The organism is Paenalicyclobacillus macrosporangiidus (assembly GCF_900116805.1).
Classification (GTDB): domain Bacteria; phylum Bacillota; class Bacilli; order Alicyclobacillales; family Alicyclobacillaceae; genus Alicyclobacillus_H; species Alicyclobacillus_H macrosporangiidus.
Genome location: NZ_FPBV01000005.1, coordinates 1 through 13,627 on the forward strand (window position 1 = coordinate 1; position 13,627 = coordinate 13,627).

Genomic DNA, 13,627 nt, shown 5'->3' on the forward strand with positions numbered 1-13,627 from the left:
TGCTCTATCCGGCATTAGCACCCGTTTCCAGGCGTTATTCCGGTCTGACAGGCAGATTGCCCACGTGTTACTCACCCGTCCGCCGCTGATTCCAGGAGGCAAGCCTCCCAGAACCCGCTCGACTTGCATGTATTAGGCACGCCGCCAGCGTTCGTCCTGAGCCAGGATCAAACTCTCAAACCTATCCTGTGACTCTTGCGAATCACTTCGTACGTTCGCTCTCAGGGCGTGTTCAGTTTTCAAGGAACCAGTCGCTTTCTCTGCCGTCAAGCGGCGCCATTCATCTTACCACACCGCAACCCCGAAGGGAAGCGGCGCTGTGGCCGATGCGACGAAGCCGTCGCAGCAGCGACGTCGAGTAATATACCACGCCTGGGCCGTGAGATCAACAGGGTAAAATCAGGATCATCGTCCCACCCAGTCGTTTCCACCCGGGATGCTGAACGAGCCGGGACGCACAAACGCAAAATCGAAGTACCACCTTTCTTCAGTCCTTTTTTACCAGCGCATTGCAGACCATGTATGACACGCCAATCAGTACGATGAATCCAAGGAACATCGCGCCCTGGCGAATCAGGAGTTCCTCAAGTCCACTCATGCCCCGCACCATCCTTTTGCTGACATATCCGTACGCGTAACGGTCATTCGCCCGACACACCAGACGAGATGGCGCCGGCCAGGCTGGCACCGGCCGGGACGCCATTGAACCCTCGCTGTTCAACCCTCGTCGTCCTCATTTTGCACCACCCGAGCCACCATCGCCACCTCTTCCCCTTCGGGGACGTTGATCAACTTCACTCCCTGGCTGTAGCGGCTCTGGGTGGAGATGCTGTCCACGTGGATGCGGATGGCCACCCCGGCATTCGTGATGATCATGAGGTCGTCCTCATCCCGCACCATCTTCAGCCCGACCACGGGTCCGTTTTTCTCGGTGACATTGACCGTTTTGATGCCCTTGCCGCCGCGCGTTTGGATGCGATAGTCGGTGACGGGGGTCTTCTTGCCATAGCCTCGGCTTGTGACCACCAACACCTCGGTGTTCGGCTCCACCACATCGATGCCGATGACCTCGTCGTCGGGCGCGAGCTGGATGCCTTTCACACCGGTCGCCGCGCGTCCCATCGGGCGGACGTCCGACTCGTGGAAGCGGATGGACATCCCCTGCTTCGTCGCCATGATGACCTCGCGGTTGCCATCCGTCAGGTGCACCCCGATGACCTCGTCCTCTTCCTTGAGGTGAATCGCAATCAAACCCGTCTTCCGGATGTTGGCGTACTCCGCCAGCGGTGTCTTTTTGACGATCCCGCTGCGCGTCGCGAAGAACAGCGACACCTGGTCCGCGTCGTCCGGCGTCAGCGTGCGGACCGGGATGACCGCGGAGATCTTTTCATCCGCGTCGATGTTGAGCAGGTTGATGAGCGGGAGCCCCTTGGCTTGCCTGCCGTACTCCGGGATCTCGTACGCCTTGAGGCTGTACATCCGCCCCTTGTTCGTAAAGAACAACAGGTGATGGTGGGACGACGTGATGTACATGTGCTCCACGAAGTCCTCTTCCCGCGTCCCAATCATGGTCATACCGCGCCCGCCGCGACGCTGGCTGTGATACGCCGTCACCGGCACCCGCTTCGCATAGCCCGCGTGCGTGATGGTGATGGCGACGTCCTGGACGGGGATGAGATCCTCCTCCGTGATGTCCCCTTCCGCGTTGACGATGGTCGTACGGCGATCATCCGCGTATTTCTCCTTGATCTCGAGGATCTCCTTGCGGATCACGCCCATCAGCAACTTCTCGTCGGCCAGGATGGCGCGGAGTTCGGCAATGGTCTTGAGCAGTTCCCGATACTCGCTCTCAATTTTCTCTCGCTCCAACCCCGTCAACCGCTGCAGGCGCATGTCGAGGATGGCCTGTGCCTGTTCGTGGGAAAGCTGGAAGCGCGACATAAGTCCGTCTCTCGCCGTGTCCGTATCCGCCGATCCGCGGATCAGGGCGATGACCTCGTCCAGGAATTCGAGCGCGATGCGCAGACCTTCGAGGATGTGCGCACGCGCCTCCGCCTTGTTGAGGTCGTATTGCGTGCGCCGGGTGACCACCTCGCGCTGGTGATCGAGATAGAGGGACAGCACCTCCCGGAGGCTCAGCACCTTGGGTTGGTTGCCCACCAGGGCGAGGGTGATGACGCCAAACGTACTCTGCAGGCCGGTATGCTTGAACAGATTATTCAACACGACCTGGGGTTTGACGTCTCGGCGCAGTTCAATCACGATGCGCATCCCGTTGCGGTCCGACTCGTCGCGCAGGTCCGTGATCCCGTCGATCTTTTTCTCCCGCGCCAACTCGGCGATCTTCTCAATCAACCGGGCTTTGTTCTGCTGATACGGGATCTCCGTCACGACGATCCGCGTCTTTCCGCCGCCCATCTCTTCGAACTGCGTCTTGGCGCGCACCACGATGGAGCCCCGGCCCGTCTCGTACGCGCTCTTGATGCCGTCCCGGCCGAGGATGATGCCCCCGGTGGGAAAATCCGGCCCCTTGATGACCCGCATCAGGTCATCGACCGTCGCATCTGGCCGGTCAATCAGCATCACCACGCCGTCGATGACCTCGCCCAGGTTGTGCGGCGGGATGTTGGTCGCCATCCCGACGGCGATACCGGACGACCCGTTGACGAGCAGATTCGGAAACCGGGAGGGCAGGACGAGCGGTTCCTGCTCGTTGCCGTCGTAGTTGGGGCCGAAATCGACCGTCTCCTTGTTGATGTCCCGCAGCAACTCCATCGCGATGTGCGACATCCGGGCTTCCGTGTACCGCATGGCCGCCGCCGAGTCGCCGTCGATGGAGCCGAAGTTGCCGTGGCCGTCGACCAGCACGTAGCGCGTCGAGAAATCCTGCGCCATGCGCACCAGCGCGTCGTACACCGCCGCATCGCCGTGCGGGTGATACTTCGCCAGCACGTCGCCGACCACGCGGGCAGACTTTTTGTACGGCTTGTCGGGCGTCATGCCGACCTCGTACATCGCGTACAAAATGCGCCGGTGAACCGGTTTGAGGCCATCCCGGACGTCCGGGATGGCCCGGCTGACGATCACGCTCATCGCGTAATCCAGAAACGAGTTTTTCAGTTCCTGGCTGAGATCGATAGGCAAAACCTTGCTCGCAAAATCCTCCGGCAAACGGATTCAACTCCCATCCCTAGATGTCGAGGTTGCGTACGAAGCGGGCGTGTTCCTCGATGAACTCCCGCCTCGGTTCCACCTTGTCGCCCATGAGGATGTTGAAGATCATGTCGGCCTCCACCGCGTCCTCCATCGTCACCTGCAGGAGCGTCCGGTTTTCCGGGTCCATCGTGGTCTCCCACAGCTGTTCCGGGTTCATCTCGCCGAGACCCTTGTACCGCTGGATGTTGACGCCGTTGCGGCCGACCTCCTGGAGGACCCGTTCGAGGTCTGCGTCCGAATACGCGTAGCGGACCTGCTTTCCCTTCTGCACCTTGTACAGCGGCGGTTGAGCGATGTACACGTAGCCGTGATCAATCAGGTCTTTCATGAAACGGTAGAACAAGGTCAGCAGCAGGATTCGAATGTGGCTGCCGTCGACGTCCGCGTCTGTCATGATCACGATCTTGTGATAGCGCGCCTTCGTGATGTCGAAGTCGTCGCCGATCCCGGTGCCGAGTGCGGTGATGATGGCACGGATCTCGTTGTTGGACAGGATCTTGTCGAGGCGCGCCTTCTCCACGTTGATGATCTTTCCGCGCAGCGGCAGGATAGCCTGGAAATTGCGATCACGCCCCTGTTTGGCAGATCCGCCCGCGGAGTCGCCCTCCACCAGGTACAGCTCGCAGACCGACGCGTCCTTGGACGCGCAGTCCGCCAATTTCCCGGGCAGTGAACTGACCTCCAGGGCGCTCTTGCGGCGCGTCAGCTCGCGTGCCTTTCGGGCTGCCTCGCGGGCGCGCGCGGCCGTCAGGCACTTGTCGACGATCCGCTTGGCGACCGCCGGATTCTCTTCCAGAAACGCCTGGAACCGTTCGGAGAACAACCCGTCGACAATACCTCGAACTTCACTGTTGCCCAGCTTGGTCTTCGTCTGGCCTTCAAACTGCGGTTCGGGCACCTTCACGCTGACGATGGCCGTGAGGCCTTCGCGCACATCGTCACCCGTGGGGTTGCTCTCGTTTTCCTTGATGAGGTTCATCTTCCGCCCGTAGTCGTTGATGACGCGCGTGAGCGCCGTCTTGAAGCCGGCCTCGTGCGCGCCGCCCTCGTGTGTGTGAATATTGTTCGCGAACGAGAACAGGGTCGTCGAGTACCCTTCGTTGTACTGCAGGGCGATCTCGACGGTCACCTCGTCCTTCACACCGGACACGAACACCGGCTCCGAATGGAGGACGTCCTTCGTCCGGTTGAGAAACTTGACGAATTCGGCGACACCGCCCGTGTAATGGTAGACGTATCGCTTGTCCTCCCGTTCGTCCTCCAGAACGATTTCGAGGCCTGCGTTCAGGAATGCCAGCTCGCGCAACCGGTTCTGCAAGACTTCGGAGTCAAACGTGGTGGTCTCTGTGAAAATCTCCGGATCCGGTTTGAAGGAGACCTTGGTGCCGGTCTTGTCCGTCTCTCCGATGACCTTCAGGTCGTACATGACCTCGCCGCGCTGGTATTCCTGGACGTAGATCTTCCCGTCCCGGTGGACCTCCACTTTCATCCACTCCGACAGGGCATTGACCACGGACGCCCCAACCCCGTGCAGTCCACCAGAGACTTTGTACCCGCCGCCGCCAAACTTTCCGCCAGCGTGCAGCACGGTCAATGCGGTCTCCACGGCCGGACGGCCGGTCTTCGGATGAATCCCGACGGGGAAACCCGCGCCGTTGTCGATCACGGTGACGCTGTTGTCCGGGTGAACCTGAACCACGATTCGGGTACACCGCCCGGCCAGCGCCTCGTCCACGGCGTTGTCGACGATCTCCCAGACCAGGTGGTGCAATCCTCGCGAACTTGTCGACCCGATGTACATGCCGGGCCGCTTGCGCACCGCCTCCAGACCCTCGAGCACCTGAATTTGTGTTTCGTCGTAGACCTGCGGTTCTGGCAATACCGTTCCCTCCAGCGTATGTCGTCCTAGACGGTGTCAAGCCGAATCAGTGCGCGGACGGATCACACGCCGGTCTGGCGTGCCCGTCGTTTCAGGGTGGCAGAAGAAATGGGGGAATAGTAGATCTGGTCCACGGTCACCACAAAGGACTTGTACGGACCCGCTTCCACGGTCACAATCCGGCCGCCCTCGGCGGCCTGGCTCAGAAAGGCCTCGTTGGCCGAGTCGGCTTTTCCGCGAATGTCAAAGATGCCGACAATATCTTTCGCGCGCACCGCGGTGTCTCCGCCAAGATGTATAAACACAGAAACACCTACCCCTCCTTCTGTATTATACCAGAACGCACTTGAAACAAACGCGCAGCCAGACGGAGGTTGCCTTGAATGGGAAACAGCGCCGTGGTCGTGAGGATGGTCTGCACTTTTTCACTCATCGACCACACCAGCCGCTGTTGGCGCGTATTGTCCAGCTCCGACAGCACGTCGTCGAGCAACAGCACCGGGTACTCGCCGACTTCGTCCCGGATCAGGTCCATCTCGGCCAAGCGGAGGGACAGGGCGATGGTCCGTTGCTGGCCTTGGCTTGCGAAGGACTGCACCGGTTGTCCGTCGATGAAGAACAAGAGGTCGTCCCGGTGCGGCCCCACCGACGTGTGGCCGGTTTGGAGATCGGCCGCGCGGCGGACCGCCAAGGCCTGAAGAAGGGCCTCACGGACCTCGGCGACCGAGATGGGTTCCGCCTCCCCCAACCCTTCGAGTGGGCTTCGGTATTGGAATGTGAAGCGCTCCCGTCCGTCGGAAATCTCCTCGTGGATTCGTTGCGCGATGGTGTGCAGGCGCGTCAGAAACCCGTGGCGCCGCACCACCACCTCGGCGCCGTGGTCGGCCATTTGCGCCTCGAGCACCTCCAGGTAGGTGTTGTCCACCCGGTCCTGCTTCAGGAGCGCGTTGCGCTGCTGAAGCGCGCGCTGGTACTGGGCCAGGTGGTAGAGGTACTTGGGCTGCGTCTGGCCGATCTCCATGTCGATAAACCGCCGGCGTGCCGCCGGCGCTCCTTTGACCAGTTGGAGGTCTTCCGGCGCGAACAGAACCACCTGAAAGTGGCCGACGAAATCGGTCATCTTCGCCTGCAGAACCCCGTTGACCTCGGCGCGCTTGGCGCCGCGGTGCAGCTCGACCGCGAGGGTCCGCGGCCGGCCCGCGGTAACGACCTGCGCGCTGACGCGGGCGCCGTCGGCTCCCCATTGGATGCAATCGGCGTCGCGGGATGTGCGGTGCGCCCTGCCCATGGCCAGGAGATACACGGCCTCCAGGGCGTTCGTCTTTCCCTGGGCATTCTCGCCAATGAATACATTCACCCCGGAGGAGAATTCGATCCGCTGGTGTGTGTAGTTCCGGTACTGCGTCAGTTCCAGCCATTCGATATGCATCGTCGGTTCCGCCGGTGGAAGGTTACCTCCAGAGAATCGGCGAGATGAGCTGGAGACCGTTTTCGGCGCCGGATTCCCGGATGGTGAACGGTTGGTTGGGGCCATTGAACTGCAGCACCACTTCGTCGGCGGCCAGCGCGCGCAGCGCCTCGAGGACGTACCGGGCGTTGAACGCGATCGACAGGTCATCCCCCTCCATGCGGTTGGCTTGAATGCGTTCGGAAACGTTGCCGATCTCCGAGGAGCTCGACGACACCTGAATGGAGGTTCCGCTGATCTCGAAACGCACCATGTGGTTTTCGCGGTCGCGGGCGATGAGGGCCGCGCGATCGACCGCATCGGCCATCAGGTCGGCGTCGATGGCCACCTCCGTGCGGTGCGTGCTCGGGATGATCCGGGTGGTGTCCGGGTATGTGCCTTCGATGAGCCGCGTGTAAAAGTGCGTGGTGCCGACGACGAACAGGCTGTGGCTGTCCGACACGTACAGCTGGACGGGCACATCGTCGTCTGGCAGGATTTTCGCCAGCTCGACAAGGGACTTGCTGGGAATGATGACGTTCCATGCGGATTCCCCGGCTTCCGCAGAGCCAATCCACCGGGTGGCCAGGCGGAGCCCGTCGGTCGCCGTGAACTGCAGGCGGCCGGTGCCAAGTTCAACGTGCACACCGGTCAGGATGGGCCGGACCTCCGATGTCGCCGAAGCGAACGCGGTGGCGCGCACCAGTTCGCGGACGTGTTCGCTGGTGACCTGGAGCGACTGGCTGGACTGGAACACGGGTAGCAGGGGGAATTCCGCGGCATCGATGCCATGCAGATGAAATTCCACCTCGCCGCAGCGGATCTCGGTCATGTAGTTGGAACCCACCCCGACCGAGACTTCGCGGTTGGGCAGCTTTCGCACGACGTCCGCGAGATAACGGGCGGACAGGACGATGGCGCCGGGCTCTTGGACGGAGAGCATGTTGACATCGTCAGCCGGGACTTCGACGCGGATGCCGAGTTCGAGATCGTACGCGGTGGCAATGAGACGGCCGGCTTCCGCCTGCAGGAGGATGCCGGTGAGCACCTGTTTGGTGGTCCGGACGGCGACCGCTTTGGAGGCGGTTTGCAGGACGTTGAGCAGCGCCGGTTGGGCAATGGTGAATTTCATGGCATGGGTGAGCTCCCTTCTGCATAGGCTCTAGTGTCTGGCGAGAGAGGTGCCGCACAAATCCGGCCGGCGCGCGGTGAAATCGCGGCGCCGAGGCATAAGGATCAGGATCTGATCATATCCTCTTCAAGAAGTAAAAACAGCAATAGGTCCTGTGGAACTTGTGGATATGTGGCTCAGATCCTTGCAAATGAAAGGTTATCCACATGTGGATAACCTGTGGACAAGCCGTGCCGTCCGGCGCCGCTTCTCCACCGGGCTGTTGACAACCCGGTTGGCTGTGTCCGTTGGCAGGTCTTCAGAACAGCGTTCGAATGGCTTCCGCCAGCCGTTCCACCGTGGACTTCAACTGCGGGTCGCGCGCGAGTTCTTGGCTGACTTTCTCGCACGCGTGCAGGACGGTGGTGTGGTCGCGGCCGCCGAACGATTCGCCGATCTTCGGCAGGGAGAGATCCGTGAGTTCACGTGCCAGATACATGGCGATTTGGCGCGGGAAGGCGACATTCTTGGTCCGCTTTTTGGCCTTCAGGTCGTCCGGTTTGAGGCCGAAGTGATCGCTGATCACCTTTTGGATCTGCTCGACCGTGACGGTACGCGGCTTGTGGTGGGCGATCATCTCCTGAAGCGCTTGTTCCGCCAGTTCGAGCGTGATGTCCTGGTTGACGAGCGACGAGTACGCGATGAGGCGGACCAAGGCGCCCTCCAGTTCACGGATGTTCGAGTCAATCTGGGTGGCGATGAAATATGCCACCTCCTCCGGGAGGTCAATCCCGTCGGCTTTCGCCTTTCGTTGCAGAATGGCGATCCGCGTCTCCAAGTCCGGCGGATGGATGTCGGTGATGAGGCCCCACTCGAACCGGGAACGAAGCCGGTCCTCCAGCGTCGAGATCTCCTTCGGAGGCCGGTCGCTCGAGATCACAATCTGTTTGTGTGCCTCGTGCAGCGCATTAAAGGTATGGAAGAATTCCTCCTGCGTCGACTCCTTGCCGGCGATGAACTGGATGTCGTCGATGAGCAAGACGTCAATGTTCCGGTAGCGGTTGCGAAAGTCGCCCGTGCTGTTGTCGAGGATGGCGGCGATGAATTCGTTGGTGAACCGCTCGGAACTGAGATACAGGACTTTCAGTTCCGGCTTTCGGCGCATCACGTGGTGGGCGATGGCGTGCATCAAATGGGTCTTGCCGAGGCCCACGCCGCCGTAGATGAACAGCGGGTTGTACCTTTCGGCCGGACGTTCGGCGACGGCCAGGCATGCGGCATGGGCGAACCGGTTGCTGTTACCGATGACGAACGTTTCGAAGGTATAGCGCGGGTTTAGCGGCAGGGCCTCGGCCTTGACCGTATCGTCGGCAGCGGGAGCCGGTTCCGCGCCAGCTTCTGAAGGCGCTTTCTCCGCATCCGGCGTGGGATCGAGGCTGGTGGTGAATTTCAATGTGTATTCCTGGTCGGTCAGCGTGGTGAGAAACGAACGGATGACATCCCTGTAATTGTTATAGATCCAATTCCGCGCGAACGTGGTTGGCACGAAAATGGTGATGGCGTTCTCCTCCGGGTTGTAGTCGACAATCTGCGTGCCGCCGAACCAGGTTTGGAGGGAGGGGCCGCTCATCTGTTCCCCGAGCATGTCGAGGACTTTGTCCCACAGGTTTTGAAAGAAGACCGCGTCAAACGCGCTGCTCACAGGACTCATGAAAAGAAAAGCCTCCTGAACGGCGTGGTGAAGATGGCCACGATGGGGAGGTGGATGGGTGTTGAGGTTGTGCACAATCTTATCCACAGGTTGTGGATAAGATTGTGGATGTCCGCAGTTATCCACAAGACCGCTTTGTCGTAGCGTGTCTAATCATATCAGATCTCGCAACGCATCTGCAATCGGGGCCGTGAGTTATGCACAGGATCCCCTGTATGCAAGGGATGGCTTCCACAGGTTGTACACATGTGGACAACCTGTGGGCGAGGTGTGGAAACCCTGAGCTGGGGACATGTGCCCGGGGTGGGGCGCCGAGGAGAAGGCCAGGCGGTGCAGGCAGCCGTGCGCAAGGATTTTGTTTGATTGACAGCGGGGCGCGGGGTTGGGTATAATGGTCGCCAGTGTTTTTCTTGTGAAAAAGGGGGTGGCCTGTTTGAAGCCGACTTATCAACCTAACGTGCGCAAGCGCAAGAAAGTGCACGGGTTCCGCAAGCGCATGAGCACGAAAAACGGCCGCAAAGTGCTGGCTGCTCGCCGTCGCAAGGGACGCAAGGTATTGTCCGCATAACAGGGGATAGAGGGCCACGCGATGTGGCCTTTTTTCATATCGTGCCATCGTGATCGTGTCAGATCCGGGGGGCGGAAAGGGTGGCGCATGGTGCAGCGGGAGTACCGGTTGAGGGAAAACAGGGACTTTCGGCGGGTCTTCCAGCGGGGCAAGTCGGCTGCGACCGCCCGCCTCGTCCTGTACTGGCTGGAAAACCGGGAAGGGCACTGCCGCGCCGGGATTTCGGTGAGCAAGAAGGTTGGAAACGCGGTGGTGCGCAACCGCGTGAAGCGGCGCCTGAGAGCCTGTTTCCTGATGCTCAGGGCGGAGCTGGCGCCAAAGCCGGTCGACCTGGTCGTGGTGTGCCGGCAGGCGGCAGCGGAGGCATCGTTTGCCGATCTGCACGCAGACCTCATGAAATTGCTCAAACGGGCCAAAATCATGGTATGATGGGGACGATGATAGAATGGGGGCGGAAGAGGATTCGTGGTGCGTTGGATGATGTTGAAGCTCATCCGGTTCTACCAAGTGGCCATCTCCCCTTTGACGCCGCCTCGGTGTCGATTTGTTCCCAGTTGTTCACAATATGCGTTGGAGGCCATCACGCGTTTCGGCGCGTGGAAAGGCGGTCTGCTGGCCCTGCGGCGGCTGGTGAAGTGCGGACCGTGGCATCCTGGCGGTTTTGACCCTGTGCCAACGCAAAAATAGGAGGAATCGTCTGTTGGCTTCAAAAACTCGCAGGAATCGCGCGTGGCAGTGGGTGGTCGGCGCCGTCGCCATGCTGTCCTTGTCCGGCTGCGCGATGTATCCGACGCATCCCGGGGACTGGCCGCAGAACGCGTGGGGCGACATCCTGAAGGCGGTTTCCGCCGTCATTGACTTTTTCTCCAAGTATACGGGCGGCAGTTACGGCGTCGGGTTGTTGATTGTGACCGTGCTCGTGCGGTTGTTGATTCTCCCGTTGATGGTGCGCCAGATCCGGTTCTCGAAGGTGATGCAGCAGATTCAGCCGGAGATGCAGAAGCTGCGTGAACGATACAAGGGTGACCCGCAAAAGGCGCAGGAAGAGATGATGAAGCTGTATCAGAAGTACGGGGTCAACCCGATGGCGGGATGTCTGCCGATGCTGATTCAGCTGCCCATTCTGTATGCGCTGTTCGGCGCCATTGAAGGAAACCCCGCGTTGAACAGCAGCACCTTCCTGGGCATCTTCCACCTGGGTCAGCCGGATCATTATTACATTCTGCCGCTCCTCGCCGCCATCACCACCTATCTGTCGTCGAAGGTGATGATGACGAGCAGCGATCCGCAGCAGAAGATGATGCTGTTCATCATGCCGGTGTTCATCTTCTTCATCGGCAGCCGGTTCGCCTCCGGGCTCGCGTTATACTGGATCTACAGCAATATCTTCACAACCGTGCAGACGTACTTTATCCGCGTCCGGCCGGCCAACGCCGCAAGCACCCAGGGCGGGCGTTGATCCCGGCGGCGCCGGTAAGAGGGGAAATGGTCACGTGAAGACGGTGGTGGCGACTGGTCGCACCGTGGAAGACGCGGTCCGGTCCGCTCTGGTGCGTTTGGGCGTGCCAAAGGAACGTGTGCAGGTACGCGTTCTGCAAGAGCCGGTGAAACCCAGGTTCGGGTTTTTCGGCGGACGGGATGCGCGGGTTGAGGTGTCCGTCATCCCGACGGTGGAGGAGATCTGCCAGGAGTTTGTGGAAGGCGTATTGAGACGGATGGGGATACGCGCGGAGGTCCATGTCCGAACGGGGCGCTCCGAGGACGGCGGTTTGTCCCTGTACGTCGATTGCGCCGAGGAGGATGCGGCGCTGGTCATTGGACGCCGGGGAAGCACTCTCGATGCGCTGCAATACTTGGTCAACGTGATCGCGAACCAAGGCCGGGAAGGGTATATTCGAATCTCGCTGGATTGCGGCGATTACCGGCGGAGGCGGCGGGAAAGCCTGGAGAAGAAGGCGGAGCGGGCCGCGGAGAGGGCTGTCCGGACCAAACGCCCCGTTTGGCTCGAGGCGATGCCGGCCTCGGACAGGAAGATCATCCACACATACCTCCAGGGCAGGACGGACGTCACCACCACGAGCGAGGGGTCGGATCCGCACCGGAAGGTCGTGATCATCCCGGTCGTCTCCTCCGAGCCGGCGAGGTCGGTACGAACGCGGCGCCACAGCCGGTGACGCGTGCGGCAAACTCGACAAGGCGTGCCTGGATGCTTCGCATCGCCCTTCCTCTGTCCGGCATGGATGGAGTGAAGGGCTTTACCCGCTTGGCGGCGCTCCGGACGAGTGCGGGGCGCGAAGGAGGGAAGCAACTTGCAGTCGGACACCATTGCGGCCATCTCGACGGCGCTCGGCGAGGCGGGAATCGGTGTGGTGCGCGTCAGCGGTGCACAGGCGCGCGATGTCGTGGACCGGGTGTTCCGCCTGCCTTCCGGGCGGCACGCACGCCTGCCGGAGCACAGAGGGTTGTTTTATGGAACGGTGATTGATCCGTTTGAGGAACGGCCGATCGACGAGTGCATCCTGCTCTGGATGCCGGGGCCGCGCAGTTACACGGCGGAGGATGTCACGGAGTTGCAGGTGCACGGAGGCATACGCGTGGTGGAGGCGGTGCTGGAGGCCGTTCTGCAAGCTGGGGCGCGGTTGGCGGAGCCGGGGGAGTTCACGAAGCGCGCCTTTTTGAACGGCCGCATGGACCTGTCCCAGGCGGAGGCGGTGATGGACCTCATTCGGGCGAAGACGGACTTGGCCCGCAGGTCTGCTTGGGCGCAGATGCAGGGCCGCTTCAGCGAGGTGGTGCGCGGATTGCGTCGGCGCCTCCTGGAATTGCAGGCCCATGTGGAGGTCACGCTCGACTACCCGGAGCACGACGTGGAGGCCGTGGCGGCTGAACGGGTGGTGGCGGTGGGCCAATCGTTGGTGGCGGAGATCGACCGTCTGCTGGAGGACGCGAGGGTCGGCCAGATCCTGCGCGAGGGCGTCGTCACCACCATCGCCGGCCGGCCGAACGTCGGGAAATCGTCTTTGTTGAACGCCCTCCTGCGCAGGGAGCGGGCCATCGTCACCGACATCCCGGGAACGACCCGCGACGTCATTGAAGAGTATGTCAACCTGCGCGGGATTCCGTTCCGGTTGGTGGACACGGCGGGCATTCGCGAGACGGAGGACGTGGTCGAGCGCATCGGCGTGGAACGTTCCCGGGAAATGGTCGTCCAGTCGGAGTTGGTGCTGCTGGTGCTGAACGGCAGCGAGGCGCTGACGGAAGAAGATATCCGGCTGCTGGCGGAGACGCGCGGCCGGCCGCGGGTGGTCGTCGTGAACAAGTCCGACCTGCCGTCGGCGTGGGAGGACGCCGAGATCCGGGCGTGGACGGACGGGGACCCGGTGGTGCACGTGTCTGCGAAGTCGGCGAGCGGCCTCGGTGGACTGGAGGAGGAGATGGAACGCGCGGTCCTGGGGGGCGAGGTGCGGACAGCCGAGGCGGCTTACATGACGAACGCGAGGCAGGCGGATCTGCTCCGCCGTGCCCGCCGGGACCTGGAGGAAGCGGTGCACGCGGCGTCCGTCGGCGCCACGCTGGATGTGGTGGCGGTACAGTTGCAGGCGGCGTACGGGTCGCTCGGCTTGGTCATCGGGGAGGAAGCCGGGGAGGATCTCCTCGATGCGATTTTTTCTCAGTTCTGCCTCGGCAAGTGAGGC

12 protein-coding genes and 1 rRNA gene are annotated in these 13,627 nt (G+C 61.6%); 6 read left to right on the top strand and 7 right to left on the bottom strand.

What is annotated here, in order from left to right:
- The 7 genes from BM357_RS05550 to dnaA all read right to left on the bottom strand — a co-directional run.
- Positions 1 to 183 (bottom strand): 16S ribosomal RNA (locus BM357_RS05550); the annotation flags it as partial.
- A 534-nt stretch (positions 184 to 717) separates the two neighbouring features.
- Positions 718 to 3,171, bottom strand: coding sequence for a DNA gyrase subunit A (gyrA, locus tag BM357_RS05555; RefSeq protein WP_074950488.1), 2,454 nt, complete (start codon positions 3,169 to 3,171; stop codon positions 718 to 720).
- A 19-nt stretch (positions 3,172 to 3,190) separates the two neighbouring features.
- Complete coding sequence (gyrB, locus tag BM357_RS05560; protein ID WP_139234586.1) at positions 3,191 to 5,095, bottom strand: DNA topoisomerase (ATP-hydrolyzing) subunit B; 1,905 nt, start codon at positions 5,093 to 5,095, stop codon at positions 3,191 to 3,193.
- A gap of 62 nt (positions 5,096 to 5,157) precedes the next feature.
- Entirely contained in the window at positions 5,158 to 5,400 is a 243-nt protein-coding gene (gene remB / locus BM357_RS05565; RefSeq protein WP_074950492.1) for an extracellular matrix regulator RemB, read from the bottom strand.
- A gap of 8 nt (positions 5,401 to 5,408) precedes the next feature.
- On the bottom strand, positions 5,409 to 6,524 hold the full coding sequence (gene recF, locus BM357_RS05570) for a DNA replication/repair protein RecF (RefSeq protein WP_074950494.1): 1,116 nt from the start codon (positions 6,522 to 6,524) through the stop codon (positions 5,409 to 5,411).
- Between the two features lie 22 nt (positions 6,525 to 6,546).
- A complete protein-coding gene (dnaN, locus tag BM357_RS05575) occupies positions 6,547 to 7,674 on the bottom strand; it encodes a DNA polymerase III subunit beta (RefSeq protein ID WP_074950496.1) in 1,128 nt (375 codons plus the stop codon).
- Positions 7,675 to 7,972: 298 nt separating this feature from the next.
- Positions 7,973 to 9,364 (bottom strand): chromosomal replication initiator protein DnaA, encoded by a 1,392-nt coding sequence (gene dnaA, locus BM357_RS05580; protein WP_074950498.1) that lies wholly within the window; start codon positions 9,362 to 9,364, stop codon positions 7,973 to 7,975.
- A 433-nt stretch (positions 9,365 to 9,797) separates the two neighbouring features.
- On the opposite strand from dnaA, the gene rpmH reads away from it, so the two are divergent.
- The 6 genes from rpmH to mnmE all read left to right on the top strand — a co-directional run bounded on the left by rpmH (position 9,798) and on the right by mnmE (position 13,624).
- Complete coding sequence (gene rpmH, locus BM357_RS05585; RefSeq protein WP_029422165.1) at positions 9,798 to 9,932, top strand: 50S ribosomal protein L34; 135 nt, start codon at positions 9,798 to 9,800, stop codon at positions 9,930 to 9,932.
- Positions 9,933 to 10,022: 90 nt separating this feature from the next.
- A complete protein-coding gene (rnpA, locus tag BM357_RS05590; RefSeq protein WP_074950763.1) occupies positions 10,023 to 10,361 on the top strand; it encodes a ribonuclease P protein component in 339 nt (112 codons plus the stop codon).
- 48 nt (positions 10,362 to 10,409) lie between these two features.
- Positions 10,410 to 10,619, top strand: a complete 210-nt coding sequence (gene yidD / locus BM357_RS05595) for a membrane protein insertion efficiency factor YidD (protein ID WP_425426521.1) — start codon at positions 10,410 to 10,412, stop codon at positions 10,617 to 10,619.
- A gap of 13 nt (positions 10,620 to 10,632) precedes the next feature.
- Complete coding sequence (locus tag BM357_RS05600) at positions 10,633 to 11,391, top strand: YidC/Oxa1 family membrane protein insertase (RefSeq protein ID WP_245783857.1); 759 nt, start codon at positions 10,633 to 10,635, stop codon at positions 11,389 to 11,391.
- Positions 11,392 to 11,425: 34 nt separating this feature from the next.
- Positions 11,426 to 12,106 carry an RNA-binding cell elongation regulator Jag/EloR gene (gene jag / locus BM357_RS05605; RefSeq protein WP_074950502.1) on the top strand — a complete coding sequence of 227 codons (681 nt, stop codon included), beginning with the start codon at positions 11,426 to 11,428 and terminating at the stop codon, positions 12,104 to 12,106.
- 135 nt (positions 12,107 to 12,241) lie between these two features.
- On the top strand, positions 12,242 to 13,624 hold the full coding sequence (gene mnmE, locus BM357_RS05610; RefSeq protein WP_074950504.1) for a tRNA uridine-5-carboxymethylaminomethyl(34) synthesis GTPase MnmE: 1,383 nt from the start codon (positions 12,242 to 12,244) through the stop codon (positions 13,622 to 13,624).
- Positions 13,625 to 13,627: the final 3 nt, after the last annotated feature.

Coding starts and splice junctions, on each gene's coding strand:
- recF (WP_074950494.1), bottom strand. CDS start 6,524: ATGCATATCGAATGGCTGGAACTGACGCAGTACCGGAACTACACACAC.
- dnaN (WP_074950496.1), bottom strand. CDS start 7,674: ATGAAATTCACCATTGCCCAACCGGCGCTGCTCAACGTCCTGCAAACC.
- dnaA (WP_074950498.1), bottom strand. CDS start 9,364: ATGAGTCCTGTGAGCAGCGCGTTTGACGCGGTCTTCTTTCAAAACCTG.
- yidD (WP_425426521.1), top strand. CDS start 10,410: ATGATGTTGAAGCTCATCCGGTTCTACCAAGTGGCCATCTCCCCTTTG.